The 26,132-nt window shown below is 65.5% G+C and carries 22 protein-coding genes; 3 read left to right on the forward strand and 19 right to left on the reverse strand.

Annotated elements, in window-relative coordinates; genetic code table 11:
* Positions 1 to 20 precede the first annotated feature (20 nt).
* Positions 21 to 1,121, reverse strand: a complete 1,101-nt coding sequence (gene tcuB / locus XH96_RS31315; protein WP_194389389.1) for a tricarballylate utilization 4Fe-4S protein TcuB — start codon at positions 1,119 to 1,121, stop codon at positions 21 to 23.
* Positions 1,108 to 2,499 carry an FAD-dependent tricarballylate dehydrogenase TcuA gene (gene tcuA / locus XH96_RS31320; RefSeq protein ID WP_194389390.1) on the reverse strand — a complete coding sequence of 464 codons (1,392 nt, stop codon included), beginning with the start codon at positions 2,497 to 2,499 and terminating at the stop codon, positions 1,108 to 1,110. Before tcuA ends, tcuB begins: the two co-directional genes overlap by 14 nt.
* A gap of 151 nt (positions 2,500 to 2,650) precedes the next feature.
* Here tcuA and XH96_RS31325 point away from each other — a divergent pair, with 151 nt between their 5' ends.
* On the forward strand, positions 2,651 to 3,334 hold the full coding sequence (locus XH96_RS31325) for a GntR family transcriptional regulator (RefSeq protein WP_194389391.1): 684 nt from the start codon (positions 2,651 to 2,653) through the stop codon (positions 3,332 to 3,334).
* Between the two features lie 5 nt (positions 3,335 to 3,339).
* Here XH96_RS31325 and XH96_RS31330 read toward each other — a convergent pair whose 3' ends face one another.
* The 15 genes from XH96_RS31330 to mobB form a co-directional block, all read right to left on the reverse strand.
* Positions 3,340 to 4,095, reverse strand: coding sequence for an IclR family transcriptional regulator (locus XH96_RS31330; RefSeq protein WP_194389392.1), 756 nt, complete (start codon positions 4,093 to 4,095; stop codon positions 3,340 to 3,342).
* Positions 4,096 to 4,103: 8 nt separating this feature from the next.
* Positions 4,104 to 4,985 (reverse strand): NAD(P)-dependent oxidoreductase, encoded by an 882-nt coding sequence (locus tag XH96_RS31335; protein ID WP_194389393.1) that lies wholly within the window; start codon positions 4,983 to 4,985, stop codon positions 4,104 to 4,106.
* Positions 4,986 to 5,047: 62 nt separating this feature from the next.
* A complete protein-coding gene (locus tag XH96_RS31340; RefSeq protein ID WP_194389394.1) occupies positions 5,048 to 6,244 on the reverse strand; it encodes an ABC transporter substrate-binding protein in 1,197 nt (398 codons plus the stop codon).
* A gap of 16 nt (positions 6,245 to 6,260) precedes the next feature.
* Complete coding sequence (locus tag XH96_RS31345; protein ID WP_194389395.1) at positions 6,261 to 7,118, reverse strand: alpha/beta fold hydrolase; 858 nt, start codon at positions 7,116 to 7,118, stop codon at positions 6,261 to 6,263.
* A complete protein-coding gene (locus XH96_RS31350) occupies positions 7,115 to 7,558 on the reverse strand; it encodes a hypothetical protein (protein ID WP_194389396.1) in 444 nt (147 codons plus the stop codon). The genes XH96_RS31345 and XH96_RS31350 overlap by 4 nt, the downstream gene beginning before the upstream one ends.
* A 172-nt stretch (positions 7,559 to 7,730) precedes the next feature.
* Positions 7,731 to 8,816, reverse strand: coding sequence for a HupE/UreJ family protein (locus XH96_RS31355; protein ID WP_194389397.1), 1,086 nt, complete (start codon positions 8,814 to 8,816; stop codon positions 7,731 to 7,733).
* Positions 8,817 to 8,828: 12 nt separating this feature from the next.
* Positions 8,829 to 9,302, reverse strand: coding sequence for a Cys-tRNA(Pro) deacylase (gene ybaK, locus XH96_RS31360; RefSeq protein ID WP_194389398.1), 474 nt, complete (start codon positions 9,300 to 9,302; stop codon positions 8,829 to 8,831).
* A gap of 245 nt (positions 9,303 to 9,547) precedes the next feature.
* Positions 9,548 to 12,316, reverse strand: a complete 2,769-nt coding sequence (gene fdhF, locus XH96_RS31365) for a formate dehydrogenase subunit alpha (RefSeq protein WP_194389399.1) — start codon at positions 12,314 to 12,316, stop codon at positions 9,548 to 9,550.
* Positions 12,313 to 14,016: an NADH-ubiquinone oxidoreductase-F iron-sulfur binding region domain-containing protein gene (locus XH96_RS31370; RefSeq protein ID WP_194389400.1), complete on the reverse strand. Its 1,704-nt coding sequence runs from the start codon at positions 14,014 to 14,016 to the stop codon at positions 12,313 to 12,315. Before XH96_RS31370 ends, fdhF begins: the two co-directional genes overlap by 4 nt.
* 272 nt (positions 14,017 to 14,288) lie before the next feature.
* A complete protein-coding gene (locus XH96_RS31375) occupies positions 14,289 to 15,941 on the reverse strand; it encodes an OFA family MFS transporter (RefSeq protein WP_194389401.1) in 1,653 nt (550 codons plus the stop codon).
* Positions 15,942 to 16,281: 340 nt separating this feature from the next.
* Positions 16,282 to 18,306 carry a cache domain-containing protein gene (locus XH96_RS31380; protein WP_194389402.1) on the reverse strand — a complete coding sequence of 675 codons (2,025 nt, stop codon included), beginning with the start codon at positions 18,304 to 18,306 and terminating at the stop codon, positions 16,282 to 16,284.
* Positions 18,299 to 19,732 (reverse strand): sigma-54 dependent transcriptional regulator, encoded by a 1,434-nt coding sequence (locus tag XH96_RS31385; RefSeq protein WP_194389403.1) that lies wholly within the window; start codon positions 19,730 to 19,732, stop codon positions 18,299 to 18,301. The genes XH96_RS31380 and XH96_RS31385 overlap by 8 nt, the downstream gene beginning before the upstream one ends.
* 156 nt (positions 19,733 to 19,888) lie before the next feature.
* Positions 19,889 to 20,122 (reverse strand): sulfurtransferase TusA family protein, encoded by a 234-nt coding sequence (locus XH96_RS31390; RefSeq protein ID WP_035700257.1) that lies wholly within the window; start codon positions 20,120 to 20,122, stop codon positions 19,889 to 19,891.
* 46 nt (positions 20,123 to 20,168) lie between these two features.
* Entirely contained in the window at positions 20,169 to 21,425 is a 1,257-nt protein-coding gene (gene glp, locus XH96_RS31395) for a gephyrin-like molybdotransferase Glp (RefSeq protein WP_194389404.1), read from the reverse strand.
* Positions 21,426 to 21,434: 9 nt separating this feature from the next.
* Positions 21,435 to 21,962, reverse strand: coding sequence for a molybdopterin-guanine dinucleotide biosynthesis protein B (gene mobB, locus XH96_RS31400; protein WP_194389405.1), 528 nt, complete (start codon positions 21,960 to 21,962; stop codon positions 21,435 to 21,437).
* 208 nt (positions 21,963 to 22,170) lie between these two features.
* Here mobB and XH96_RS31405 point away from each other — a divergent pair, with 208 nt between their 5' ends.
* Both XH96_RS31405 and mobA read left to right on the forward strand, forming a co-directional pair.
* The gene (locus XH96_RS31405; protein WP_194389406.1) at positions 22,171 to 23,061 is read left to right on the forward strand and encodes a formate dehydrogenase accessory sulfurtransferase FdhD; all 891 of its coding nucleotides are present in this window, start codon (positions 22,171 to 22,173) and stop codon (positions 23,059 to 23,061) included.
* Positions 23,006 to 23,698, forward strand: a complete 693-nt coding sequence (gene mobA / locus XH96_RS31410; RefSeq protein WP_246789806.1) for a molybdenum cofactor guanylyltransferase MobA — start codon at positions 23,006 to 23,008, stop codon at positions 23,696 to 23,698. Before XH96_RS31405 ends, mobA begins: the two co-directional genes overlap by 56 nt.
* Before the next feature lie 5 nt (positions 23,699 to 23,703).
* Here mobA and XH96_RS31415 read toward each other — a convergent pair whose 3' ends face one another.
* Complete coding sequence (locus tag XH96_RS31415; RefSeq protein ID WP_194389407.1) at positions 23,704 to 24,003, reverse strand: hypothetical protein; 300 nt, start codon at positions 24,001 to 24,003, stop codon at positions 23,704 to 23,706.
* A gap of 172 nt (positions 24,004 to 24,175) precedes the next feature.
* Positions 24,176 to 26,125 (reverse strand): molybdopterin biosynthesis protein, encoded by a 1,950-nt coding sequence (locus tag XH96_RS31420; protein ID WP_194389408.1) that lies wholly within the window; start codon positions 26,123 to 26,125, stop codon positions 24,176 to 24,178.
* Between the last annotated feature and the right edge of the window lie 7 nt (positions 26,126 to 26,132).

A 26,132-nucleotide genomic window follows, 5' to 3' on the forward strand; every position in this document is an offset into this window, starting at 1 on the left:
CGGAACGGGCGGCGCGCGGGTCACGCCGCCGTCCGCCGCTCCTGCGCGTAGCGTACCAGTGCGGTGAAGCGGTAGATGCCGTGCACGAACTTGCCGTAGGGCATGCTGATGAACAACGCGAACACGGCGCCGAGATGCAGCGCGAGCAGCGGCCCCATCGCGGCGGTCTCGCGCAGCACCAAGAGCAGCATGCCGGTGAGGCCGGTCAGGAACAGCATGGCGATGAAGCCGACGTCCATGCCGTAGCTGTGTTCGTCGAGCAGCGCCGGATCGCGTCGCATTTTGGCCGTGAACAGGCCGATCGGCCCGACGATCAGGCCGATACCGCCCAGTGTTCCCAGCACCACGGGCAGGTCCCACCACGGATAGGGCGCCTCGCGCCCGAGCAGATAGTGGTAGAGCGTCGCCACCGACGTCGCGGCGAAGCACAGCAGGAAGCCGTAGAAGGTCAGGTGGTGATAGAACTTGCGCCGGTCGGTGGGCTTGTCGTCCTCGTTGTAGCAGCCGACGCCGCCGCCATGGAGATAGCGCAGCTCGCCGGCGTCGCGGATCGCCTGGAAGATCGAGCCTCCGTCCGCGCGGCCGCCAATGGGTGCGCCGATGTCGCGCCAGAAGGCGCGCACGCTCATGACGAGGGCCAGGATGGCGTAGAGGAAGGCGGCACTGAACAGAGCAGCCATGGTGTTATGTGGCATGAGCTTGTAGAAGGCGCCTGGCCCGGTGTGCACGCCGAACAGCACGCTACGATCTTTGAGCGCAGCAAAGCCGAGGATGAAGGCGGCCATGCTGAGCGCGGCGATCATGCTGATGACGAGGCCATTGCGCGCGAACGCACCGGACAGGGCCTGCGGCCAGGCATAGGCCGCATAGGATTCCGCGCGCGCAACCGCCAGCGTCTTGGGGACGTTGACGTTGAACTCGTGCGGCGGCGAGAACTGGCAGTCGACGTAGCAGGCGCCGCAGCCATGGCAGAGATTGGCGAGATAATTGAGATCGCCGTCGGAGAAGGCGCGGCGCATTTCCATGGCCGGAAACACCGCGCACAGACCTTCGCAATAGCGGCAGGAATTGCAGACCGTCATCAGGCGGTCGGCTTCGTCGAGAATCCTAGTTCCGTGCATGTTTTGCTGCTTCCCGTCCCGCGATCCGCCCGAACACGCTGCCGATGGTCATGCCCATGCCGGCGGCATAGCCCTTGCCGAGCACGTTGCCGGCCATGATCTCGCCGGCCGCGAACATGTTGCCTGACGGCTTGCCGTCCTTCATCAGCATTCGCGCCTCCTTGTTCACGCGCGTGCCGAGATAGGTGAAGGTGATGCCGGGCCGCACCGGATAGGCGAGATAGGGCGGCGTCTCGATCCGGCGCGCCCAGTGCGTCTTCGGCGGCGTGATGCCCTCCGTCACGCAATCGTCCAGAATGGTGTGGTCGAAGGTGCCGGGCCTCACCGCGGCATTGAACTCGGTGACGGTCTTTTCCAATGCGACCCGATCGAGCTCGAGCTTGCCGGCGAGCTCCGCGATCGTCTGCCCGGCGATCGGCGGAAACAGCGTCGGCATGAAGCTGGTCACGACGGTGGAATCGAAGATGATGTAGGCGATCTGGTCGGGCTGCGCCGCGACCAGCCGGCCCCAGATCGCATAGCGCTTCGGCCAGATGTCCTCGCCTTCGTCGTAGAAGCGCTGCGCGTGCTTGTTGACGACGATGCCGAACACGACCGAGTCGTGCCGCGCGATGATGCCGCCGTCGAATTTCGGCGCGCGGGCATCGATCGCGACCGCATGACACTGGGTGGGATCGCCGACCTCCTGCACGCCTTTGTCGAGCAGCATCTTCAGGATCGAGCCACGATTATACGGCGTGCCGCGGATCAGGAAGTTATCGGCGGCCTCGCCCCAATATTGCTTCAGCCATTCGATGTTGGCCTCGAATCCGCCGGCGGCGGCCACCAGCGAGGTCGCGCGGATCTCGCTCTCGCCCTTGATCGGCCGCTTGAGGCGAGCAGCGAGGAACATGCCGTCCTCGATCACGAGATCGGTGACCTCGGCGTCGTATTCGACCTCGACGCCGAGCCGTTCGGCGGTGAGATAGAGCGCGTTGAGCATCGCGCGGCCGCCGCCGAGAAAGAAGGAGTTGGTGCGGCCGAGGCTCAGCGTACCGCCGAGCGAAGGCTGCCAGCGCACGCCCTGCTCCACGATCCAGTTCAGGATGTCCTTGGACTCGCGGATCATGTGGCGCGCCAGCACCTCGTCGGTCTGCCCGCCGGTGACGCGCAGCAGATCCTCCCAGAACTCTTCTTCCGTGTAGGGACCAGTCAGGATTTCGGTCGCCGCGTCATGGGCGCAACGCATGTTACGGGTGTGGCGGGTATTGCCGCCGCGATAGAACTTTGGCGCCCCCTCAAGCACGAGCACGGATGCGCCGCCGCGCCGGGCACTGATGGCCGCGCACAGCGCCGCATTGCCGCCGCCGATCACCAGCACGTCGTATTTGCTGCTCATACCGTCTGCCCGATGGCGCCCGAGATTAGAGACTTTCTGTCCGTCAGCGGCATGCTCGACCAATTCCACCATTGCGCACCTTTGTATACAAAGATATACGGAAGGCACGCAAGTGGCGTCTCTGCATGGGCAGGATGCGCATCGAGGGACAATGGCCAGACGCCCGGCAAGGACAGGCGGGTCGATTTCGCGCAGCGCAGGCGTTGCGCTGGGCGAAGCCGTGTTCCGCTCGCTGTGCGCGGCGCTCCAGGCCGGCAGCTACCGCGCGGGCGACCGCCTGCGCGAGGAGGAAGTCGCCCAGCGGCTGAAGGTCAGCCGCACCCCGGTTCGCGAAGCGCTGGGCCGCCTCGCGGCACGCGGCTTCGTCGAGCCCGCCGCTGGCCGCGGGCTGATCGTTCGCAATCTCGACATCTCCGAGGTGCTCGAGCTCTACGCCATGCGGGAGATCATGGAAGGCGCCGCCGCGCGCCTCGCCGCCGAGCACGCCTCAACGACGGAGATCGACGCGCTCCGAGACATCGAGCAGGCCTTTGTCGAGGCGCCGCAGACCGACGCCGCGGAGATGGCGCGGCTCAATCGCGCCTTCCACGAGGCGATCTGCCGCGCCGCGCGCAACCGCTATCTCGACAACGCTTCGCGGGAACTGCAAGACTGGATCGCGCTGCTCGGCCCGACCACCTTCACCGTATCGGGGCGCCCCTCGACCAGTCACGGTGAGCACCAAGGCATCATCGAGGCCATCGCCGCGCGCGACGGCGACAAGGCGGAAAAGCTGGCACGCGCGCATATCCGGGAAGCGCTGCGCTGCCGGCTGAAATTGTTGCAGAAGCAATAGGTGACCTACCGCCTCACCCTGCGCGCGGGACGCGCGTCTTCAGCCGAGGCCGGCAAGGCTTCGTCAAGCAGTTCGGTCGGACCGCCCAGCGTGCGCGTCAGGCGGATCGCAGCCTTCAGCAACAGCGACGTCATCGCCTTGATGTTGTCCCGCGTGAAGCGCAACTTCGGCCCCGAGAGCGACAAGGCGCCAACGCATTTGCCAGCGGGACCGAACACCGGGCAGGCAAGTCCGGCGCAATCCGGATCACGCTCGCCAAAGGACATTGCGATGCAGCCCTTTCGGATCTCGTCATAGCCCTCGCCTTTCTCCCCGTCGAAGGCGAGGATGACGCGGCCGGCCGCGCCGCGGTCGAGCGGCAGGAGCATGCCGGCCTCGACCCGGTCCAGCGTCGAATGCTGGGAATCGACCCGAAAGACGCACAGCCTGCGCTTGGCGTCATGCCGCACGTGATACGACGGGCTTTCGGTGCCCTCGGCCACGAGCTGCCGCAACAGCGGCACCACCCGATCATGCAGATTGTTGCTGCGCTGGTAGACCGCGCCGAGCCGGAACGGCGTCGGCCCGAGATGGTAGCGGCCGTCGGCGAACTGCACGAGATAGCCGAAATCCTGGAGCGACGTCATCAGCCGCAGCAGCGTGCTCTTGTACATTTTGGTGCGCCGGGCGAGCTCGGCCAGAGTCATCGGCTCCGGCGCATCCTCGAAGGCCGCAAGGATGCTCAGGGCGCGGTCGACGGCGGCGACACCGGACGAAGGCATGCGGTCTCCTAGTCAGGGAATCCGGAGGGATCGATGAGCTTTGCGATGACGGGAAAATAGGCGTCGCCCATGCTCTTGTCGATCGTCTCCTGGAAGATCGTGCGCATCAGCGCCGCGCCGCGCAGATTTAGCCCGGCCTGCGCACCCAGCTCCAGCGCATAAGAGAGATCCTTCATTGCATACTCGGTCGAGAACGCACGCAGCGGAAACTCCCTGGCGACGATCGCCTTCATACCATGGTTACGCAGCGCGAAGCTATCCGCCGACCCCTTGGACAGGGTCTCCAGCAGCAGCTTCGGCTCGACGCCGCTGTGCTTGGCGATCGCGACCGCCTCCGCCAGCGCATTGACGGTCTCGAACAGCACCATGTTGTTGAGGATTTTCGTGACCTGCCCGGCCCCGGTGTCGCCACAGAGGGTGACATCCGTGGCGAAATGCCGGATCAGCGGCTCGACCTTCGCGAACTGCTCGACTGTCGCGCCGACCATGACGCTGAGCGTACCGTCCTGCGCAGCCTGACGCGTGCGCGCGATCGGCGCGTCGATCCAGAACGCGCCCTTGTCAGCGAGTTGCTTCGCGAACGATCGGGTCAGGCCGACATCGGAGGTGCCGAGATCGACCACGGTCTGGCCGCTTCCGATGGCCGGCAGGATGCCTTCGAAGACCGACATCACATGCTTGGCGCTGGGCAGGCACAGGAAGATCGTCTCGGTGGCGCCGACGACATCTTCAACCGACCTCGCCGCGGTCCCTCCATCCGCAACGATCCGCGCCAGCGGCTCTGCGGCGAGGTCGAACGCCAGCACGGGCCGTCCGCTCTTGCGCAAGAGGTTGCGGCAGATCGGCTCGCCCATGACACCGAGACCGATGAACCCAATTGAACCAGACATTCCGTTATTCTCCCTCGAAAATCCTGCGACCGGGCGGGTGCGGGCCCGCCCGGTCGACGCAGTTACTTCACCAGCGGACAGCCGCCCTCGCTCATCGGCCGGAACACCTCTTCGCCCGGCTTGGAGCTGACGATCCGATAGTAGTCGAACTTGTACTTGGACTCCTCCGGCTTCTTTACCTGAACCAGATACATCGTATGCAGCACGCGCCCGTCCGGGCGGACCGCAACGTCCTTGTTGTACATATCGTTGACCTTCATCTCGTGCATCTTGGCGGCAACGGCCGTTGCATCGGTGGTGCCCGCCGCCTTCACGGCGGCAAGGTAGTGATGCACGCCGCTATAGACCCCGGCCTGCACCATGCTCGCGACCTTGCCGTCCATCAGAGCGGCGTAGCGCTTCGACCAGGCCCGGGTTCCCTCATTGAGGTCCCAATAGAACGAGGTCGTCACCTGCAAGCCCTGGGTGACCTTCAGGCCGAGCGAATTCACGTCCGTGATGAACACGAGAAGACCAGCGAGCTTCTGGCCGCCTTCGACGATGCCGAACTCGCCCGCCTGCTTGATCGCGGTCTGCACGTCTGCGCCCGAGGTCGCCAGCCCGACGACGTCGGCCTTGGAGCCCTGCGCCTGCAACAGGAAGGATGCAAAATCGGCGGTGCCGAGCGGATGTGCGGCCGAGCCGATCACCTTGCCGCCGGCGGCCTCGATGAACTTGGTCGCGTCGCGCTGAAGTGCGTGGCCGAAGGCGTAGTCGGCCGTCACGAAGTACCAGGTCTTGCCACCGGCCCGCGTGATCGCATCGCTGGTGAGCTTCGACAGCGCGTAGGTATCGTAGTTGAAGTGGAAGCTCACCGGCGAACAGGACTTGCCGGTGAAATCGGACGAGCCGGGGCCTGAGATCACGAAGATCTTGTTCTTCTGCTTGGCGACTTCGAGGATGGCAAAGCCGGCCGACGAGGCCGCGCCGTCCGCAATCATGTCGACGCCCTCATTGTCGAACCATTTGCGCGCGGTGGCCGATGCGATATCCGGCTTGTTCTGGTGGTCGGCCGAGATGATCTCGATTTTCTTGCCGAGCAGCTCGTTGCCGAAATCCTCCGCCGCGAGCTTTGCGGCGGCAACCGAGCCGCGCCCGCCATTGTCGGCGAACACGCCGGACTGGTCGTTGAGCACGCCGATCCTGATCACATTGTCGGCTGCAAGTGCGGTGCTCGCTTGTGCGGCCAGAATTGCCGCCATGATCCAACGCAACTTCATAAGATAAGCCTCCCGTTTACGAATTTTGCTTGTTGAGGATGTCTTGCAGGACCGGCGCGATGTAGCGGCGGAACTGTTCCGGGTTCTCACTCATCGGAAAATGGCCGAGCCGCTCCATCACGGTCGCCTTCGCGCCGGGAATGCTGGCGGCTGTCCGCAGCGTGTCCTCCGGCGTGCAGGAGAAATCGTACTCGCCGGTGAGGAGATAGAGCGGACACTGGCTGACGTCGATGTTACGGGTGCGCCCGCGCAGATCGCCATCGACGCGATAGAAATAGAGATCGCCCTTGAAGATGCCGGGACCGCCCTGCTTGTAACCCCATAGCGTTTCGTTCCGTGCCGCCTCGGGGCCGCCCGGCGCGATCAGCCCGGACACCAGGGCGGCGCAGACCTCGCCGCCATGAACGTCAGGCCGGTTCAGCCAGGCCGTGTCGTACCAGGGCTGCTGGAAGTCCGCCGCCTCGAGCCCGATCAGGGCGCGAAACTCGCGCGCGTGCTCGATGGCGAGATTGAGCACGATGCGGCCGCCGATGGAGCAGCCCATCACCACCGGGCGCTCCAGCTTCAGCGCGTTGCAGAACGCACGGATGGTCGCGGTGTAGCTTGCGGTGGTCAGCCGATATTCGGTGCCGTATTGGCTTTCCGGCGGATTGGACTTGCCGTGCCAGGGCATGTCGAAGGCGATGATGCGGAAATGCCTGGTGAACTCGTCATCGCCGAGCAAATGGCGCCATTGCCGTGCGTCAGAACCGGCGGTGTGGAGGCAGACCAGTGGAATGCCGCTGCCGCTTTCCTCGAAGTAAATGCGGTTGATCTCACCGCCGATTTCGACATGCACGTAGCGACCGACGATCGGCTCGATGAAGCCGCTCATGACGCGCCTCCAAAGCCGTTCTGTCGGGGCAGCGCCAAGAGATCCTTGAAGTACTGAAGATGCGTCATGAAGGGGTGCAGATCCCCCTCAAGGGTCGCATGTCCGCGCTTGGTCAGCGCCAGCAGGTCATGCCAGCCCGCCGGCGGCATCTTCTGCCAATAGGCGGCAAGCGCAGCCGGCGTCGCACGGTAGGCGAACCGCCACGAGCGCATCAGGACAGGAGCCGGCGTCATATCCACGATCTGCCCGGCGCGGATAGCAACGTGAAATGGTTGCGTGCTCGGCCCGAGCAGGCAGTCGACGTCGAGCCAGCGCCCGTGGGCGGTCAGAGCGGCATCGCGTGCCAGCAAGTCGGGGATCGCCGTGAAAGCCGCGACGACGGCGTCGGGCGTGAATGACACCGGCTGGCCGTCGCCTTGATGGACGCGTTCGGATTCCATCGTTTCGTCCCTCCCTCTCCATCGTTCTGTTGTACAGAACGCCATTCTATTTCATCTTCACTTCTATACAGGGCTTGCGAGCGAACTCAAGTGCACGGGGCCGCATGCGGTGCCGCGGGGACGCCGCCTGTTCAGGGATGAAGCTTTGTCTCGCCGCCGGCGCAGCCCGAGATCAAGCTTCGAGGACGCGCGCGAGCAGCCAATAGCCGCCGAGCAGGCCGATCACCGCGGACACTGCATAGACCAGCCCCGCCGCCCTCACCGGCTCGGACCGGTCCTGAGCACTCAGTCGATCGGCCACGCGGAGGATCGGCAGCGCGACTGCGACGATCGCGACCTGCCCGATCTCGACGCCGATGTTGAAGGCGGCCAGCGCCGGCACCGCTGCGTTGGGTGGCAGCCCGATCTCGCGAAGCGCACCGGCGAAACCAAAACCGTGGATCAGCCCGAACAGAAAGGCCATGCGCCAGCGCTTGTCGACATCGCGCGAGAAGAAGTTCTCCACGGCCACGAAGACGATCGAGGCCGCGATCGCAGGCTCCACAAGGCTGCTCGGGATGACGAGGACATCAAGCGCGGCCAGCGACAAGGTGATCGAATGGGCGATGGTGAAGGCCGTCACGATCTTGACGACCGGAATGAGCCGTCTCGCCCACAGCACAACGGCAATCAGAAATGCGACGTGATCGTAGCCGAGGAAGATGTGCTCGATACCCGTGAGGAGATAGCGCTGCATCGTCGACCACAACGGCGGCGGCGCGCTCGAGAGGATGACCGTCGTATTGCCGGCGTCGAGCAAGGCCTGCGCCTCCGATCTGCCCTGCGCGATCAGCACGACCTGTCGCGCGGCCGGGTCTCTCTCGGTCAGCACGGTCGAGCGATAGATGAGGTCGCCGGGGGCGTCGGCACAGGCAAAGCTGTTGCGATAGATGATGCCGTCACCGTCCGGCAGGATCGCGGCATCTCCGGCCGAGCAAGCCCTGGCGCCGCCTGTCACATTCAGGTGCGTGCTCATATAGACGAGGATGGCGGATCTGGCAGCTTCGACCGCCGCAGGATCGACCGTATCCTGTCTTGCATCATAGGTCCTCGTGCCGATCAGGCGATCGACATCGCTGCCCTTCAATCCGATCTCGACGCTCACCGTGCGATCGGCGGTCAGCGCCACGCGCGCCGCGACGAGGTTGACCTGGTGCGCTTCAGCCGGGAGAGCGATGCCGAGCAGCGCCGCGAACCACAGCAGCAGCGCGCACCTCACGATCCCGCTCCGTCACGCCAGCACATCCGCCACGACCGCCTTCAAGACATCCCGCACATCGGCCGGCTTTAGCCGCACCTGTAATCCGCGCTGACCGCCATTGAGATAGACCAACTCATGCGCGAGCGCGCTCTGCTCGAGCACGGTACGTACCGGCTTGCGCTGGCCGAACGGGCTGATGCCGCCGACCTTGTAGCCGGTGACGCGCTCCGCCTCGGGCGGCTTCATCATCTGCGCCGACTTGCCGCCCGCGGCGGCGGCGAGCTTCTTCATCGAGACCTCCTGGTCGGACGGCACGATCACGCAGACCGGCTTGCCGTCGACCTGCGCCATCAGCGTCTTCAGGACCCGCGCGGGGTCCTCGCCAAGCGCGGCAGCCGCCTGGAGCCCGATGCTCTCGGCATCAGGGTCGTAGTCGTAGGCATGAACGGTGAAGGCGACACCGGCGGCTATGAGTGCGCGTGTTGCGGGGGTGACCTTGGACATGGGCCATATCTACCACCGTCATTGCGAGGAGCGAAGCGACGGGGGGATGGGGGTACAATTGCCCGCCACAAGCTGTCGTCCCCGCGCACGCGGGGACCCATAACCCCAGGGAGGAGTTTGGCGAAGGCTCCTAGTCGGGACGACGACCGTCCGCAATCGCGAGATCACGCGGTATGGGTCCCCGCGTGCGCGGGGACGACAGTCGGATTTGGCGGCGCCAGGCTGCCAAACCCGACAAGAACGTCCTACTCCGCCGCGTCACGCATCTCCGCGCGCTCGGCGCGCACCGCGCAGAATTTGAATTCGGGGATCTTGCCGAACGGATCGAGTGCCGGGTTGGTCAACAGGTTCGCCGCCGCTTCCGCATAGCAGAACGGCATGAACACCATATTCTCCGGCACGTCGCGGTCGGAGCGGACCTTGACCTCGACGGCGCCACGGCGCGTCTCCAGGCGAATGAAATCGCCCGGCGCGAGCTTCTTCTTGCGCATGTCCTTCGGCGACATGAAGGCGACCGCCTCCGGCTCGATCTGGTCGAGTACCTGGGCGCGGCGCGTCATCGAGCCGGTGTGCCAGTGCTCCAGCACGCGGCCGGTCGACAGCACCATCGGATATTCGTCGTCGGGAATCTCGTCCGGCGGGATGACCTTCGCCGGCACGATCTTGCCGCGACCGCTCGCGGTCGGAAAACCCGTGGTGAAGATGATCTCGTTGCCGGGCTTGTCGGGAGCGTCGGCCGGATAGGTGACCGCGCCTTCGCGCAGCAGCCGCTCCCAGCTGATGTTCTTCAGCGACGGCATCAGCTCCGCCATCTCGGTGTAGACGTCGCCGGCGCCGGCATAATTCCACGGCAGGCCCATGCGCTTGCCGATCTCCTGGATGATCCAGAGATCCTGCCGTGCATCGCCGGGCGGCTTGATCACCTGACGCGCGAGCTGCACGCGGCGGTCGGTGTTGGTGAACGAGCCCTCCTTCTCGGCGAAGGCCGAGGCCGGCAAAATGACGTCGGCGTGGAACGCGGTCTCGGTGACGAAGAGGTCCTGCACCACAAGATGATCGAGCATGGCGAGCGCCTGGCGCGCATGCTGGAGGTCGGGATCGGACATCGCGGGATTTTCGCCCTCGATATACATGCCCTTGATCTCGCCGGCATGGATCGCGTTCATGATCTCGACCACGGTCAGGCCGCGCACGGGATCGAGATCGTGTTGCCAGAGCTTTTCGAAAGCGCCACGCATGTCGTCGCGCCCGACCGGCTGATAGTCCGGCAGGAACATCGGGATCAGCCCGGCGTCGGAGGCGCCCTGCACGTTGTTCTGGCCGCGCAGCGGATGCAGACCGGTTCCGGGACGGCCGACCTGGCCGGTGATCAGCGCCAGCGCAATCAGGCAGCGCGCATTGTCGGTGCCGTGCACGTGCTGGCTGATGCCCATGCCCCAGAAGATGATCGAGGATTTTGCCCGCGCATAAGTTCGCGCCACCTCGCGCAAGGTCTGAGCCGGGACGCCGCAGATCGGCTCCATCTTCTCCGGCGTGAACTCCTTGATCTTCTCCTTGAGGTCCTCGAACCCCTCGGTGTAGCCGGCGATGTACTGTTCGTCGGTGAGGCCCTCGGTGATGATCGTGTTGATCATCGCGTTCAGCATGGCGACGTCCGAGCCGGGCTTGAACTGCAGATGCCTGGTCGCATGACGCGACAGCGACTGCCGGCGCGGATCCATCACGAACAGCTTGGCGCCGTTCTGCTTGACCGCGTTCTTGATGAAGGTCGCGGCCACCGGATGGTTCACGGTCGGGTTGGCGCCGATCACCCAGATCACTTCGGCATCCATCGCGGCGGAGAACGGCGCGGACACCGCGCCCGAGCTCAGGCCTTCGAACAGCGCTGCCACCGACGATGCGTGGCACAGGCGGGTGCAATGGTCGACGTTGTTCGAGCCGAAACCGGTGCGCACCAGCTTCTGGAACAGATAGGCCTCTTCGTTCGACCCCTTGGCCGAGCCGAAGCCGGCCAGCGCCTTGACGCCCTTCTCGTCGCGGATCTTGACGAGGCCCCTGGCGGCGATGTCGAGCGCTTCCTCCCAGCTCGCTTCACGGAAATGCGTGAACGGATTGGCCGGATCGACCTGGTCGTTGGCGTCCTTCTTCGCATTCGGCAGCCGCACCAGCGGCTTGGTCAGGCGATGCGGATGGTGGATGTAGTCGAAGCCGAAGCGGCCCTTCACGCAAAGACGATTGTGATTGGCGGGGCCGTCGCGGCCTTCCGCATAGATCACCTTCTCGTCCTTGACCTCGTAGGTGACCTGGCAGCCGACGCCGCAGAACGGGCAGAGCGAGTCGACCTTCCTGTCGGCATAGGTCACGCGGGTTTGCTTGTCGTCGAGCATCACGGCCGGCATGAGCGCGCCGGTCGGACAGGCCTGCACGCATTCGCCGCAGGCGACGCAGGTGGACTCGCCCATGGGGTCGTCGAAGTCGAACACGATCTTCGAATCGTGATTGCGGTAGGCCATGCCAATGACGTCGTTGACCTGAACCTCGCGGCAGGCGCGCACGCAGAGGCCGCACTGGATGCAGGCGTCGAGATTGACGCGCATCGCCGGATGGCTGGCGTCGGTCGCCCAGCGCTCGGCGGCGGGGAAGCGGCTCTCGGTGACGCCCGTCGTCTCGGCCCAGTGCCAGAACTTCGACTCTGGATCGTGCGAGGTCTCGCGCGCCGGTTGGTCGGCGACAAGCAGCTCCATCACCATCTTTTGCGCCGACACCGCGCGCGCGGACTCGGTCTTCACCTTCATGCCGACCGACGGGGTGCGCTTGCAGGACGCCGCCAAGACGCGCTCGCCCTCGATCTCGACCATGCAGGCGCGGCAATTGCCGTCGGGGCGATAGTCCGGTGCCGGCGAATAGCACAGATGCGGAATCTCGCGGCCCTGGCGCTTTGCGACCTGCCAGATCGTTTCGCCGGGATTGGCCTCGACCTGCTTGCCGTCGAGCTCGAACGTAATCTTGGTCATTCGGCCGCTTCCTTGAACTCGTCAGGGAAATATTTGATCACGGAGGACAGCGGATTCGATGCCGCCTGTCCGAGCCCGCAGATGGAGGCATCGCGCATCGCCTGGCTCAATTCTTCGAGCAAGGCACGGTTCCAGACCGGCTTCTGCATCAGCAGCGCTGCCTTCTGGGTTCCGACCCGGCACGGCGTGCACTGGCCGCAGCTCTCGTCCTCGAAGAACTTCATCAGGTTCAGCGCCGCCGCACGCACGCTGTCCTTTTGCGACAGGATCACGATCGCGGCCGATCCGATGAAGCAGCCGTATTTCTCCAGCGTGCCGAAATCGAGCGGAATGTCGTCCATCGACGCCGGCAGAATGCCGCCGGACGCGCCGCCCGGAAGATAGGCGTAGAACTGATGGCCATCGGCCATGCCGCCGCAATATTTCTCGATCAGCTCACGCACGGTGATGCCGGCGGGCGCGAGCTTCATGCCGGGATTCTTCACGCGCCCGGAGACCGAGAAGCTGCGCAGACCGTGACGCTCGTGGCGGCCATGGCCCTTCCACCAGTCGGCGCCCTTCTCGACGATGTCGCGCACCCACCACAACGTCTCGATGTTGTTGATCAGCGTCGGCAGGCCGAACAGGCCGACCTGGAACGGATAAGGCGGCTTGTGCCGGGGCAGGCCACGCTTGCCCTCGATGCTTTCGAGCAGCGAGGATTCCTCGCCGCAGATGTAGGCGCCGGCGCCGCGCCGCATGTGCAGCGTCGGGCCGCCCGGCGGCAGCTTTGCGATCTCGCGCTGGAGGATCTCGCGTGCGGCCGGATACTCGTCGCGCAGATAGATGTAGACGTCGGAGGCCTGGACCACATGCGCGCCGATCAGCATGCCCTCGATGAAACGATGCGGATCGGTTTCCAGATAGTAGCGGTCCTTGAACGTGCCGGGCTCGCCCTCGTCGCCGTTGATCGCCATCAGCCGCGGGCCGGGCTCGCCGAGCACCGCGCGCCATTTGCGCCCCGTCGGGAAGCCGGCCCCACCGAGGCCGCGCAGCGAGGCGTCGTCGAGCGCCTTCAGCAGATCGTCCTTCGACAGCTCGCCCGAGCGCACGCGACCCAGCAGCCTGTAGCCGCCGCCGGCGACATAGGCGTCGTAGTCGACATATTCGGGCAGATGCGCGTGGGTGTCGCCGGCCTTTGCCACCGCCATCACATTGGCGACGGTGGCGTGATCGACGAAGTTGTGACCGACCTCGGCAGCGGGTGCGGTGTCGCAGCGGCCGACGCAGGGCGCGCGCACGACGCGGATACCGGGACCTGACGCGCTCTGCAGGTCCTCGAGCAGCTTCTCGCCGCCGAGCATCGCGCAGGTCAGCGAATCGCAGACGCGGATCGTCAGCGGCGCAACGTCAGGCTCGCCCTCCTTCACCACGTCGAAATGCGCGTAGAACGTCGCGGTCTCGAACACTTCGGCGAAGGCGAGCTTCATCTCGTCGGCGAGCGCCGCCAGATGCGCAGCCGAGATCTGGTGGTACTTGTCCTGGATCAGGTGCAGATATTCGATCAGCAGATCGCGCCGCCGCGGCCTGTCGCCGAGCAGCTGCTCGATCTCGTGCGCGGCGGTGGGATCGACCTGCCGCCCCTTGGGCGTGGCCTTGGCGCGCCGACGTCCCTCACCGGGATGCTCGAAAGGGCGGACCTCATGCACGTCGTGGCTCATCGATTCGTCTCGATCTCGTCTTTTGGAACGGCTCCAGTCTTAGCCTCTGGCATGCCAGATGCCAAGAAAAATGTCATGTTCACGGAAGCAGTTAAGCGCGGCCCAAGGCCAACCATGATTGCTGCCTGAACACGGCCTTGCGCTTGTCACAACGCGCCTGATGACAGAACGAAGCCCGAATTGGCCTGGAGATCAATAAAGGCTTCCCATGCTGCGATAGCGAAATCGTATCGCGGGAGCGCGCATCGCGCGCTCCCGCGGTGAATGCGCGATCAGAAGATCTTGACCGCGCTCTCCAGCGTCTTCCACACACCCCAGGCGAGGGGTACGCCGACGAAGGCCCAGAACAGCGCCGCCTTGGCGTCGAGACCGCCGAAGCCGATGCCGTAGGAGCCGTGCGGTCCTGCGGCGGCGGCGCTGGCGCTCGCGGCCTGGAGCTTGGCGACGTCGGCATCGCTCATGTGCCACTTCGAGTCGACGGGCTTGATCAGGTAGTTGCAGATCAGGCCTGCGACCAGCATGGCGCAGAGGATGTACATGGTGGTGTTGTAGAGCTGGTCGCGGGGAACGCCGGCCGCGAGCTGGAACTCGCGGATGTAGTTCACCACGACCGGGCCGATGATGCCCGCGGTCGACCATGCCGTCAGCAACCGGCCGTGGATGGCGCCGACGAACTGTGTACCGAACATGTCCGCGAGATAGGCCGGCACGGTGGCGAAGCCGCCGCCATACATCGACAGGATGATGCCGAAGCCGAGCACGAAGAGCAGCTTCGAGCCCATGGCCGCGAAGGTCGGCGCCAGCGCGTAGAGCACGATGCCGAGGATGAAGAACGTATAGTAGGTGTTCTTGCGTCCGATCTTGTCCGACAGCGAGGCCCAGAAGAACCGGCCCCCGATGTTGAACAGCGACAGCAGGCCGGCGAAGCCCGCGGCGATCGCCGCGATCTGCGCCTTCTGTCCGGCATCGAGCTGGTTGAAGCCGACGTCGGGCATGCCGATCAACTTCCCGGCGAAAATCTCCTGAAGCATCGGCGAGGCCATGCCGATCACGCCGATACCGGCGGAGACGTTGAGGCACAGCACCCACCAGATCAGCCAGAACTGCGGTGTCTTGTGCGCGTCATTCAGGTGGACGTTGTTCTTGGAGATCATCGCATTGGCCTTGACCGGTGCGGTCCAGCCCTCGGGCTGCCAGCCGGTCGGCGGAATGCGATAGCGGAACGCGCCGATCATCATGAACACGAAGTAGATGATGCCCATCGCAACGAACGTCTCCCAGACGCCGACCGAGGTCGGGCTCTTGAAGTAGTTCATCAGGAGATTCGCCAGCGGCGCACCGATCATGGCACCGCCGCCAAAGCCCATGATGGCCATGCCGGTCGCCATGCCGCGGCGATCCGGAAACCATTTCACCAGCGTCGACACCGGCGAGATGTAGCCGAGGCCAAGACCGACGCCGCCGATCACGCCCGAGCCCAGCCACATCAGCCAGAGCTGGTGGGTGTAGATGCCGATCGCGCCGAGAAACAGGCCTCCGCACCAGCACAGAGCGGCAACGAAGCCGGCCTTGCGCGGACCGACCCGCTCGAGCCAGCCGCCCCAGATCGCGGCGGAGACGCCGAGCAGCACGAAGAACAGCGTGTACATCCAGCCCAGGCTGGCGACCTTCCAGTCGCAGCTCGTGGTGAACAGCTCCTGCCACAGCGACATGTCCGGACAGGCCTTCGGCGCCGTGATGCCGATCGCACGCGACAGCGGAAGCCAGAATACCGAGAAGCCGTAGGCCATGCCGATGCAGAGATGGATGCACAACGCCGCCGGCGGCACCAGCCAGCGATTGAAGCCGGCCGCCGCGATCGTGCGTTCACGATCGAGGAAGCCGGAAGCACCGACCGGTGCAAGAACGGTATCGGCAGTCGTCATAAGCATTACCTCCCAGGCGCGGCCTTGCCGGCACATCGGTTTGAGACCGGTCGTGCGCGTGCTTGGCAGCCGCGCATGACTGGTCGGATTTCATGCCGAAGCGGAAGCATCCGGTGCGCATCGCCTCGTGTGCGCCGAGCAAGCAGCCGATCGCGGGTCGTCCGTCGCCTCGCAAGCAGCGTTGTCGTGACGGCTATTGCGCCCTCATCCCCCTCAACACCCTGTCATGAGATGAGCAACGCACGTGCCAGAATCCGCATCGTGACGATTCAACGACTTCCCGCAACGCAATATATTGCAGGGGACAGAATGTCCTGGAAGCCTCGGACAAAATGTCCAATCAGGTCGCTTCCGGCAGCCACACCGTGAATGTACTTCCGGAGCCGACGCGGCTTTCGGCCGTGATCTGTCCGCCCTGGCGCTCGACCAGCGTCTGGCTGATGGAGAGGCCGAGCCCGGTGCCTTGCCGCCGCTTCGTGGTGTAGAAGGGATCGAATATCTTCTCGATCACCTCGGTGCTCATGCCGATGCCGGTATCAGTGACTTCGATGGCGACGCCTCGATGGCCGTCGCGCTCGGCATCGAAGGAGCGAAGCGTCAGGGTTCCGCCGTCCGGCATCGCGTGGATCGCGTTGACGATGAGATTGACCAGGACCTGCTGCAGCTCGTTGCGGTTCATCAGCACGAGCCGATTGGCGCGGTCGTCCCTGACCACGCCGATCTCGGTCTTGTTCAGAAGATGCTGCACCAGCGGCAGGCAGTCGGAGATGACGCTGGCCGGCACATGGCGCTCGACATAGCCGGCATATTCCTCCGGCCTCGCAAACTGCAGCAGCTTGGTCACGATCTGGCTGATGCGGTGAATCTGCTCGTCGAGCAGGCGGAACTCGACCTTCGCCTTGTCGGCATCGGCGCCGAACACGCTGCGGATGACGTCGAGATTGCCCTGCATCACCGCGATCGGATTGTTGATCTCGTGGGCAACGCCGGCGGTGATCTCGCCGATCGCAGCCAGCTTCTCGGACATGATGAGCTGCTTGGTGGTGGCCTCGAGCTTGAGATTGGCGTGCTCGAGGTCCCGGGTGCGCTCCCGCACGCGGACGTTCAGCTCCTCATTCCACTCCCGGAGCTGTCGGTCGCGTTCCTGGATCTGGTCGAGCAGGCTGTCGAGATGAACCGCGACGCGGCCGATCTCGTCACCCAGCACCGGCATCTTGGTGCGGGCGGAGAGATTCCCGCGCTCCACCTCGCTGATCGTCGCCGTGACGCGCTCCAGCGGCATGAAGATCGAGCTCGCCCAGCGCAGGAAGATCGGCACGGTCGCGGCGGTGATCGCGATGAACGCCGCGACGATGATCACCAAGGTCTGGTATTTGGCCTCGCTGAACGGCTTCTCCAGGAAACCGACATAGAGCATGCCGACGCGCTTGCCGTAACTGTCGACCAGCGGCTCGTAGGCGGAGATGTACCAGTCATTGACGACGAAGGCGCTGTCGAGCCAGGTGCGCCCCTCGCCCAGCACGGCCGAGCGCACCGCCGCCGACACGCGCGTCCCAAGCGCGCGCCGTCCCTCGAACAGGCGGACGTTGGTCGATATCCGCACGTCGTCCAGGAACAGCGTCGCGGTGCCCTGGCTGCCCTCCGGCAGGCTCGCCGCGCGATAGACGAGATCGTTGATGGTGTCGATGAATTCCAGGTTCTGGTTGAGCAGCGTGCCGCCGACCAGCGCAGCGGCGCCACCGTCGGGCAGCATCGCCCGACTCGCCGCGTGCACGACCATGCCACGCGTCTCCGTGCTGCGGTCGGTCGGCACCGCGTTCGGGGTCGGCACGAGATCCAATCGCGCGCGCTCGGCCAGGGCCGGCGAAATTGCGGCGAGTTCGTCGTTGCCGAAAATGTCGATGCCCGTCGCAGGGACCTGGCCCGACAGCGCCGAGGTGATGATCGGCCAATCACTTCTCGGTTGATGCTGCAACGGCGGCGATGAGGCCAGGACGTCGCCGCGACCGTTGGTCAGATACAGGAAATCGAGACCGATCTCCTTGCGGGTCTCGTCGAGCAGATCCTGCAGGGAGCCGCGCGCATCCGGCGCCAGCACCTCGTGGAAGCGGGCCGACAGGCTGAGCGCCCGGATCTGGAAACCGGTCTTTTCCAGGATGCGGGCAAGATATTGGTGGGCGATGGTGAGATCGCCGTTCACCTTGGAGATCAGGGTCGCGTCGAATTTCGCGTTCCAGCGATAGATCGCGACGCCGAGCAGGAGCGGCAGGATGACCAGCATCGGCAGCAGCGCGATCGCGAGCAGCCGGAAGCGGACGGAGCGTCCCCGCACGGGCTCGCCGCTGCGGCCGGCGGCATCAGACATCCCACAACGCGCATTTGCGGTCGATGGTCTTGCGCGAGATGCCGAGACGCCGAGCCGCCTCCTCGCGGTTGCCATTGACCTCCTTCAGCACGCCGAGAATGTGACGGCGCTCGAGCTCGGCGAGACTGTCGGCGGGCGCCGACTGACCGTTGTTGCGGGGACCGGCGAAATCATCGGGGAAGGCGCCGAGGATCAGCGTGCGCTCGATCAAATTGCGCAGCTCGCGCACATTGCCCGGCCAGTCATAGCTTGCGAGCGCCGCCCGCACCGAGGCGTCGATCGCCACCGGCGGCATGCCGAGCTGCACCGACAGCTTGCTCATGAAGATGGTGGCGAGCTCCTGCACGTCGTCGCCGCGATCCTTCAGGAGCGGCAGGCGGATCTGCATCACGTTGAGCCGGTAGAACAGATCGGCCCGGAAGCGGCCCTTCTCGACCTCCTGCTGAAGCTCGGCATTGGTGGCGAAGATGAAGCGCAGGTCGACCGGAACTTCACGCTCGGAGCCGACCGGACGGACGCGGCGGTCTTCGAGCACGCGGAGCAGCTTGCTCTGCATCGGCAGCGGCAACTCCCCGATCTCGTCGAGGAACAGCGTGCCGCCATGGGCATACAGGAACAAGCCCTCGCGGCCCGAATCGGCGCCGGTGAAGGCGCCCTTGATGTGTCCGAACAGCTCGGCCTCGATCATGTCGGGCGGGATCGCCGCGCAATTCACCGGCACGAACGGCTTGTCGGCGCGGTCGGACAGCGAGTGGATCGAGCGCGCTGCCACTTCCTTGCCGGTACCGGATTCGCCGGTGAGGAGAATCGAGGTCGGCAGGCGCGCGACGCGCGCGATGGTCTCACGCACGCGCAACGTCGCTGCCGACTGTCCGATCAGATTGTCGCGCAGAAAGGTGCGGTCGGACGAGGCACGCAGAGCATAGCGCAGGACATAATTCTCGCGCTGGAGGCGGACGCGGTCGAGGCATCGCGCCACCGCGTTGAGGATCTGGTTGGAGCGGAACGGCTTGAGCACGAAATCGGCCGCACCGGCGCGCAGGGCCTGGATCGCGGTGTCGAGGTCGGCATAGGCGGTGATCAGGATGGCATCGGCGAAGAAGCCGACGGCGCGCTGCTCGGCGAGCCAGTCGACGCCGTTCTTGCCGGGCATGATGTTGTCGAGAATGACGACGTCGTAGCGGTTGGAATCGAGCTTGCGCGAGGCCTGGTCGGTATCGGCCGCCTCGTCCACCAGCTTGCAGCGCGGCTCAAGCGTGCGCACCAGGAAATTGCGCATGCCCGGCTCGTCGTCGACGATCAGGATGGAGGCCTGCGCCAGCGCGCTGAACTCCGGTCCTGCAGCCGCCTTGCCGAGCTTGACGTCAGGCTCGCGTCCCGCCGCGGGATTTGCGGCTGCGCTTGCCCTCGATGTTGTGAAAGTCATGCCCGATGTCTTGGGTTTGAGGGTCTTGGGTTTGAAAGTCTTGGGTTTGAGATCGTCGACCGCAATAAACGGCGTCTTTCGCATTGCAGCGAAGCTACGGCCGTCCCCCCGCAGGCGCAGCATAGTCAAACGTCGCCGCCGTGAACATTCGCCTTTTTACGGGGCGCCGCTCTTTTCGACCAGGAACACGATGCGCGCCTCGTTGCGCTCGGTGATCTCGACCTTGTCGCCGGTCTCGCGGATCAGGTTCGGAATGTCAATCACCGACAATGGATCGGTGCAGTGAACCTCGAGCTGATCGCCCGGCTGCAAAGGCTTGAGCGCCTTGCGCGTCTTCAGGGCGGGCAGCGGGCATTTCAGTCCGGTGAGATCAAGCGTCGTTCTGGTCATGGCTGCAACATGGCGGGACCGGTCGATCGCGTCAACGCAAAGGCGCCTAGAGCAGACCGGCGTAGGACAGGAAGCCGACGTCCTGCCCCGGCTCGACATTCGTGATGTCCTCGCCGAGTTCGACGAGGCCGTCGGTCTCGACCAGCGATGACAGCAGCCCGGCCCCTTCGCGCGGAAACTTGATCGCCTCGAGCGCACCGTCCTGCGCGCGCCGCAGGGAGGCGCGCACATATTCCCGCCGGCCGGCCTTCTTCCTGTAAGTGAACGCCGCGCGCAGCGGGATGGGTGTCAACGGCTCCGGCAAGCCACCCGCGAGCGCCAACACCGTCGGTCGCACCACATGGACGAACGTCACGAAGCTCGCGACCGGATTGCCGGGCAATCCGATCAGCGGCGTGCCGCCGATGATGCCCATCGCCACGGGACGGCCGGGCTTGATCGCCATCCGCCACAGCACCAGCGAGCCGATGCTCTCGACCGCCGCCTTGACGTGATCCTCCTCGCCGGTCGAGACACCGCCGGTGGTGAGGATCAGGTCATGGTGACCTGCGACCTGCTTCAAGCCGTTCGCGAGCGACGTCCGCTCGTCGCGCAGAATGCCGAGGTCGCTGACATCGCAGCCGAGCCGGCGCAGCATCGCCATCAGCATGAAGCGGTTGGAATCGAACAGCTGCGAGGCGGAGCGCGGTTCGCCAGGCGACGCCAATTCGTCGCCGGTCGAGAACACGGCGACACGGATGCGCCTGACGACCTCGAGCCCCGTCAGGCCGAAAGCGGCGGCAAGGGCGACATGCTGCGGTCGCAAGCGTTGGCCGGCGCGGAGCGCGACGTGCCCCTGCGGAATGTCCTCGCCTGCGGGACGGACGTTGGCCCCACGCTTCAGCCCCGGCGGCAGCACGATCCTGCCGGACTCATCGATGCGGACGTCCTCCTGCATGAAGACGGTGTCCGCATCGGGCGGCATCGGCGCGCCGGTGAAGATGCGCGCGGTGTGACCGGGCCTGATCGGCGCCTGTGCAACGCCGCCGGCCTGGATGCGACCGTCGAGCGGGAACGCCCGCGCGGCGCTTTCCGGAAGGTCGGCGTTGCGCAGGGCGTACCCGTCGACGGCGGAGTTGGTGAACGGCGGCAGCGGCAAAGGTGCGGCCACGTCGCGCGCGAGCACGCGCCCGTCGGCATCGACCAGCGCCACGGCTTCGAGATCGACGATCGCGTTGACGCGCGTCGTGATGAGGCCAACGGCTTCGTCGACCGACATCATCGGGCCGCCGAAGGCAAAGCAGTCGTCCGATAGTTGCGCCATGGTGCCTCGTCAGCGTATCGCGGCGCTCTTTGCCACCGCTTCCTCGACCGGCATCGCCGCGCGCAGCAACAGTTCCGCGGCAGCCGCGATATCGTCGAGATGGACAGTCGGCAGCCTCGTGTCAATCGCGACGTCGCTCGCAATCCCGGCAATCCCGGGATCATCGGGAAACAGCAGCGGCTTGCCGTTGCCGGCGCGGTGCACCTCGATCTTGCGATGCGGCTCACGCTTGAAACCCTCGACCACGACAAGATCGACAGCGGAGAGCTTGCCGAGCAGTTCCGGCAGCCGCGGCTCCGCCGCCCCGCGCAACTCGTGCATAAGGGCCCAGCGGTTCGAGGAAGCGACCAGCACTTCCGCCGCGCCGGCCTCGCGATGGCGCCAGGAATCCTTGCCGGGCACGTCGACGTCAAACTGGTGATGGGCATGCTTGATCACGGAGATGCGCAAGCCTTGCGCATTGAAATGCGGGATCAGCCGCGTCAACAACGTGGTCTTGCCCGCACCGCTCCAGCCTGCAAGGCCGATGACTTTCATGCCCTTCGATCTCCGCCAATGGCTCGTCAGCTGATGGAACCCGCCGGCCTATCCCCGTCATTGCGGGCGGAGCGAAGCAATCCGGACTGTCGCCGCGGAAAGATTCTGGATTGCTTCGCTCCGCTCGCAATGACGAGCGGAGGCATTTTGCCCATTCCAGACCATGCTTATATCGGCTTGACCCGAATGTCATGCTAACGTCACGGCCATGATGAAGATCGACAAAGCCCCGGTGCCCCTGATCGTCCCCAACCCCGACGACCCGCGCCTGACCCAGAGTGTAACCGGGACCGACCAGACCGGCGCCAAGGTCGAGATCAAGGTCCCGATGGAGCGGCCACTGACGCTCTACCTGAATGCCCAGGAGATCGTCACCATGATGACGATCGGCGACTATCCCGAATATCTGGCGCTCGGCTATCTGCTGAACCAGAACATGCTGAAATTCAACGACGTGGTCACCGAGGTCGAATACGACGACGACCTCCAGGTGGTCGTGGTGCGCACCGCACATCACACCAATTTCGAGGCCAAGCTGAAGAAGCGCACGCAGACCTCGGGCTGCGCGCAAGGAACCGCCTTCGGCGATCTGCTGGAGGCCGTCGAGAGCGTCGCGCTGCCGAAGGCCGAGCTGCGCACCTCCTGGCTCTACCAGATGACGCAGACCATCAACACCATGCCCTCGCTCTATCTCGAGGCCGGCGCGATCCACGGCTGTGTGCTGTGCAAGGCGGGAGAGCCACTCTGCTACACCGAGGACGTCGGCCGCCACAACGCCGTCGACAAGATCGCGGGCTGGATGTACCGCCACGGCGTCGAGCCTGGCGACAAGATCCTCTACACCACCGGGCGTCTCACCTCGGAGATGGTGATCAAGACCGTCCGCATGGGCATTCCGATTCTGGTGTCGCGCTCCGGCTTCACCGCCTGGGGCGTCGATCTCGCAAGGCAGGTCGGGCTGACGCTGGTAGGACGCACCCGCGGAAAGCGCTTCATCGCGCTCGCAGGCGAGGAGCGCATCGTCTACGATCAGAATCTTGCTTATGTCGAGGAGGAATCGGCCAGGCACAAGCGCAAGGGTGAAGGTGGTGACGACTAGGATTCCGGCAACGAGCGTTCCATCGACTCTCGGCGTGCTGCTCGCCGGCGGCCTCGCACGGCGCATGGGCGGCGGCGACAAGCCGATGCGCACCATTGGCGGGCGTACCATCCTGGAGCGCGTGATCGCGCGCCTTTCGCCCCAGTGCAGCGGGCTGATCCTCAACGCGAACGGCGATCCCGCCCGCTTTGCTGCGTTCGGCCTGCACGTCGTCGCCGACGACGTGCCCGGCTTTCCCGGCCCTCTCGCCGGCATCCTTGCTGCGCTCGACTGGACCGCGACGAACCGGCCGGAGATCGAATGGGTGCTCAGCGCCGCCGGCGACTGCCCGTTCCTGCCGCGCGATCTCGTCGCACGGCTGCATGACGCACGCGCGCGCGAGAACGCGCAGCTTGCGGTCGCCGCGTCAGGCCGGCAGTCGCACCCGGTGATCGGCCTGTGGCGCGTCGCCTTGCGCAACGAGCTGCGCCACGCGCTGGTCGTCGAGGACCTCCGCAAGATCGACCGCTGGACCGCGCGCTATCCGCTCGCAACAGTGACGTGGCCGGCGGAGCCGCTCGATCCGTTCTTCAATGCCAATACGGTCGAGGACATCTCCGAAGCCGAGCGCCTGGCGGCGCTGGATGAGGCATCCTAGCAACTTCAAGATTTCGGAAACTCGTTGAGCAGCTGCGACCAGATGATTACGAACGCGATCAGGCCGCAGAGGCCGACGACGATGGTGAACCGCGGCAAGCGGCCGATCGCGATCAGTAGCCAGGCCGGGACGAAGAACAGCATGAAGATCATGCCCAGCGGAAACACCGCGAGCCATTGAAAGCCGGTGCCGTCCCCGGGCGGGACATGAGCGATGAAGTAGAAGGTGTAGAGCCAGAACAGCGTGCCGGCCGCTGCGACGAGTGCAGCAATCTTGCGGAAATTTGCGGATGTTGACGCGGTCATGATCTGGCTCACGTCCCTTGGTCGCTGCGGCGGCCGTCTGAGTTCATGGCCCTTGAGCAAACCGCTCCGCTCAGGCCGCCAGCGGCACCACCAGCCCCGTCACCATAGACCCTGCTCGCGTCGGTCCTTTCCTCCAGCCAGATGTTGGCGCGCGAGGTCTCCTGCAAGGTTGCTATGCAGGCCGAAATCCGGCTCGCTCGAGTGCCGCGCGCGCCTCGTCCGAGCCGAGTGCGTCGAGAAAAACCCGCACGGCCGGCCGGTCTTTGCGCGCCGTCACCAGTGCGAAGTCATAATGCTCTTCCGCCAGCGGAATGAAGCCGAGGCCGACCGCATGGGCGACCGGCGCGATGGTCATACCCCAGTCGGCGCGGTGCTGCGCCACGGCCGCCGCCACCGCATTGTGCGAACGCGGCTGGTTCCAGTAGCCTTCCGGACGCGCGCCGCCAAGCAGCCGGTCGATCAGGATGCGCGTACCGGCGCCCTGGTTGCGGTTGACCATGATGCAGGCGAGGTCGGCGAGCGCTGCGGCAACAGCGTCCTTTGCGCTCAGACCCTCGAAACGTTCGTCGCCCTTGCGGAAGACGATGCCCTGCATCCGCCGCCAGCCGGGGACGAGCTCGAGTCCTTCGACGAGATAGGGTGTGTTGTAGGTCTCGCTCCTGTCGTCGAACAGATGGATCGGCGCGAGATCGCATTCCCCGCGCCTGGCCGCCGCAAGCCCGCCGAGGCTGCCGATCGCGATTGAGCGCACCGTCAGGCCGGCATGCGCGAGCGGTGCGGTGACGAGATCGAGGCCGGTGCAATGGCTGCCGACGATGACGAGATCGGGCACGCGCACATGCGGCGTGAACAGCGTCACGTCGGCTGCAGTCCCGGCCGGCATCTGGTCCGCCAGCGCATCGATGCGCAAGAAACCGTCCGCCTGCGCAAATGACGTGATCGCGCCGGACCCCTTGCCGGAGGGATAGGCGATCAGGCCGTCCCTGCCCTGGACCAGCGAGACCATGATGAATTCGGTGCGGCCGAGTTCGGAGGCGATGCGCACCGGCACGGTCGCATTCACCTTGGCATCGGAGCGCGGCGGCAGACCGGCCATCTTGCGCAGCACCGGCATGATCATGTCGTGGAAGGTGAACATCGCCGAGGTCGGAAAGCCCGGCAGGATCACCACCGGCTTGCCGTCGCACACCGCAAGGCACAGCGGCTTGCCGGGCTTGAGCGCAACACCATGCGCGATGATGCCGGGTGCGCCGAGCCGGCCGATGATGCGATGGGAGAGATCGCCCGCGCCTTTCGACGTACCGCCCGACAGCACCAGCATGTCTGAGTCTGCAAGCGCGCGGCGCATGGCCGCTTCGAGCCTGGCTTCATCGTCGGGAATGGCGCCGAGGAAGACGGCCTCGCCACCATTCTCGTCGACCGCGGCCGCGACGATGGCGCCGTTGGTATCGTAGATTTCGGCAGGCGCGAGCGGCTGGCCGGGCTGCACCAATTCGTCGCCGGTGGAGATCACGGCAACCCGCGGCTTGCGCACGACACTCACCTCGGCAATGCCGCAGGCCCCCAGCATGCCGATCTCGCGCGAGCCGATGAGAGTGCCGGCGCGCAGCAGCGCCTCGCCGCGCGCGATGTCGGATCCGGCGTATGAGACGAATTGCCCCGGCGAGACGGCGCGACGGACGTCGATCGCATCGAGGCCCGCCGGCTGGGTGTGCTCGACCATGACCACGGCATCGGCGCCGCGCGGCAGCGGACCGCCGGTGGCAATCGGCGTCGCGGTGCCCGCCGCCACCTGCAGCGTCGGCGCGGTGCCGCAATGAATCGCCTCGCCATTCAGCGCGAGGCGCACGGGCGCGCCCTCACCGGCCGGCGCAAGGTCCGCGGCGCGCACGGCAAAGCCGTCGACATTGGACCGGTCGAACGGCGGCACGTCGATCGGCGCGGTGACGTCTTCGGCGAGTGCCGCACCGAGCGCGGCAGCGAGCTTGCGCGACTCGCTCGGAAGCGCGCGCGGGAACAAGGCCGCCTCGAAGCGCGCTAGGGCCTCCTCGCGCGAGAGGATATCGAGGAACTGCTCCTGCTCGAGCGCGCTGCGGTCCGGTGATTTCGGGATCATCGTCATGCCAGGA

The sequence above is a fragment of the Bradyrhizobium sp. CCBAU 51765 genome (assembly GCF_015291725.1).
Taxonomy (GTDB): Bacteria; Pseudomonadota; Alphaproteobacteria; order Rhizobiales; family Xanthobacteraceae; genus Bradyrhizobium; species Bradyrhizobium liaoningense.

What these genes read in the sequence shown, in the direction of transcription:
- tcuB (WP_194389389.1), bottom strand. Translation starts at nt 1,121, where the DNA reads ATGCACGGAACTAGGATTCTCGACGAAGCCGACCGCCTGATGACGGTC.
- tcuA (WP_194389390.1), bottom strand. Translation starts at nt 2,499, where the DNA reads ATGAGCAGCAAATACGACGTGCTGGTGATCGGCGGCGGCAATGCGGCG.
- XH96_RS31325 (WP_194389391.1), top strand. Translation starts at nt 2,651, where the DNA reads ATGGCCAGACGCCCGGCAAGGACAGGCGGGTCGATTTCGCGCAGCGCA.
- XH96_RS31330 (WP_194389392.1), bottom strand. Translation starts at nt 4,095, where the DNA reads ATGCCTTCGTCCGGTGTCGCCGCCGTCGACCGCGCCCTGAGCATCCTT.
- XH96_RS31335 (WP_194389393.1), bottom strand. Translation starts at nt 4,985, where the DNA reads ATGTCTGGTTCAATTGGGTTCATCGGTCTCGGTGTCATGGGCGAGCCG.
- XH96_RS31340 (WP_194389394.1), bottom strand. Translation starts at nt 6,244, where the DNA reads ATGAAGTTGCGTTGGATCATGGCGGCAATTCTGGCCGCACAAGCGAGC.
- XH96_RS31345 (WP_194389395.1), bottom strand. Translation starts at nt 7,118, where the DNA reads ATGAGCGGCTTCATCGAGCCGATCGTCGGTCGCTACGTGCATGTCGAA.
- XH96_RS31350 (WP_194389396.1), bottom strand. Translation starts at nt 7,558, where the DNA reads ATGGAATCCGAACGCGTCCATCAAGGCGACGGCCAGCCGGTGTCATTC.
- ybaK (WP_194389398.1), bottom strand. Translation starts at nt 9,302, where the DNA reads ATGTCCAAGGTCACCCCCGCAACACGCGCACTCATAGCCGCCGGTGTC.
- fdhF (WP_194389399.1), bottom strand. Translation starts at nt 12,316, where the DNA reads ATGACCAAGATTACGTTCGAGCTCGACGGCAAGCAGGTCGAGGCCAAT.
- XH96_RS31370 (WP_194389400.1), bottom strand. Translation starts at nt 14,016, where the DNA reads ATGAGCCACGACGTGCATGAGGTCCGCCCTTTCGAGCATCCCGGTGAG.
- XH96_RS31375 (WP_194389401.1), bottom strand. Translation starts at nt 15,941, where the DNA reads ATGACGACTGCCGATACCGTTCTTGCACCGGTCGGTGCTTCCGGCTTC.
- XH96_RS31380 (WP_194389402.1), bottom strand. Translation starts at nt 18,306, where the DNA reads ATGTCTGATGCCGCCGGCCGCAGCGGCGAGCCCGTGCGGGGACGCTCC.
- XH96_RS31385 (WP_194389403.1), bottom strand. Translation starts at nt 19,732, where the DNA reads ATGACTTTCACAACATCGAGGGCAAGCGCAGCCGCAAATCCCGCGGCG.
- XH96_RS31390 (WP_035700257.1), bottom strand. Translation starts at nt 20,122, where the DNA reads ATGACCAGAACGACGCTTGATCTCACCGGACTGAAATGCCCGCTGCCC.
- glp (WP_194389404.1), bottom strand. Translation starts at nt 21,425, where the DNA reads ATGGCGCAACTATCGGACGACTGCTTTGCCTTCGGCGGCCCGATGATG.
- mobB (WP_194389405.1), bottom strand. Translation starts at nt 21,962, where the DNA reads ATGAAAGTCATCGGCCTTGCAGGCTGGAGCGGTGCGGGCAAGACCACG.
- XH96_RS31405 (WP_194389406.1), top strand. Translation starts at nt 22,171, where the DNA reads ATGATGAAGATCGACAAAGCCCCGGTGCCCCTGATCGTCCCCAACCCC.
- mobA (WP_246789806.1), top strand. Translation starts at nt 23,006, where the DNA reads ATGTCGAGGAGGAATCGGCCAGGCACAAGCGCAAGGGTGAAGGTGGTG.
- XH96_RS31415 (WP_194389407.1), bottom strand. Translation starts at nt 24,003, where the DNA reads ATGACCGCGTCAACATCCGCAAATTTCCGCAAGATTGCTGCACTCGTC.
- XH96_RS31420 (WP_194389408.1), bottom strand. Translation starts at nt 26,125, where the DNA reads ATGACGATGATCCCGAAATCACCGGACCGCAGCGCGCTCGAGCAGGAG.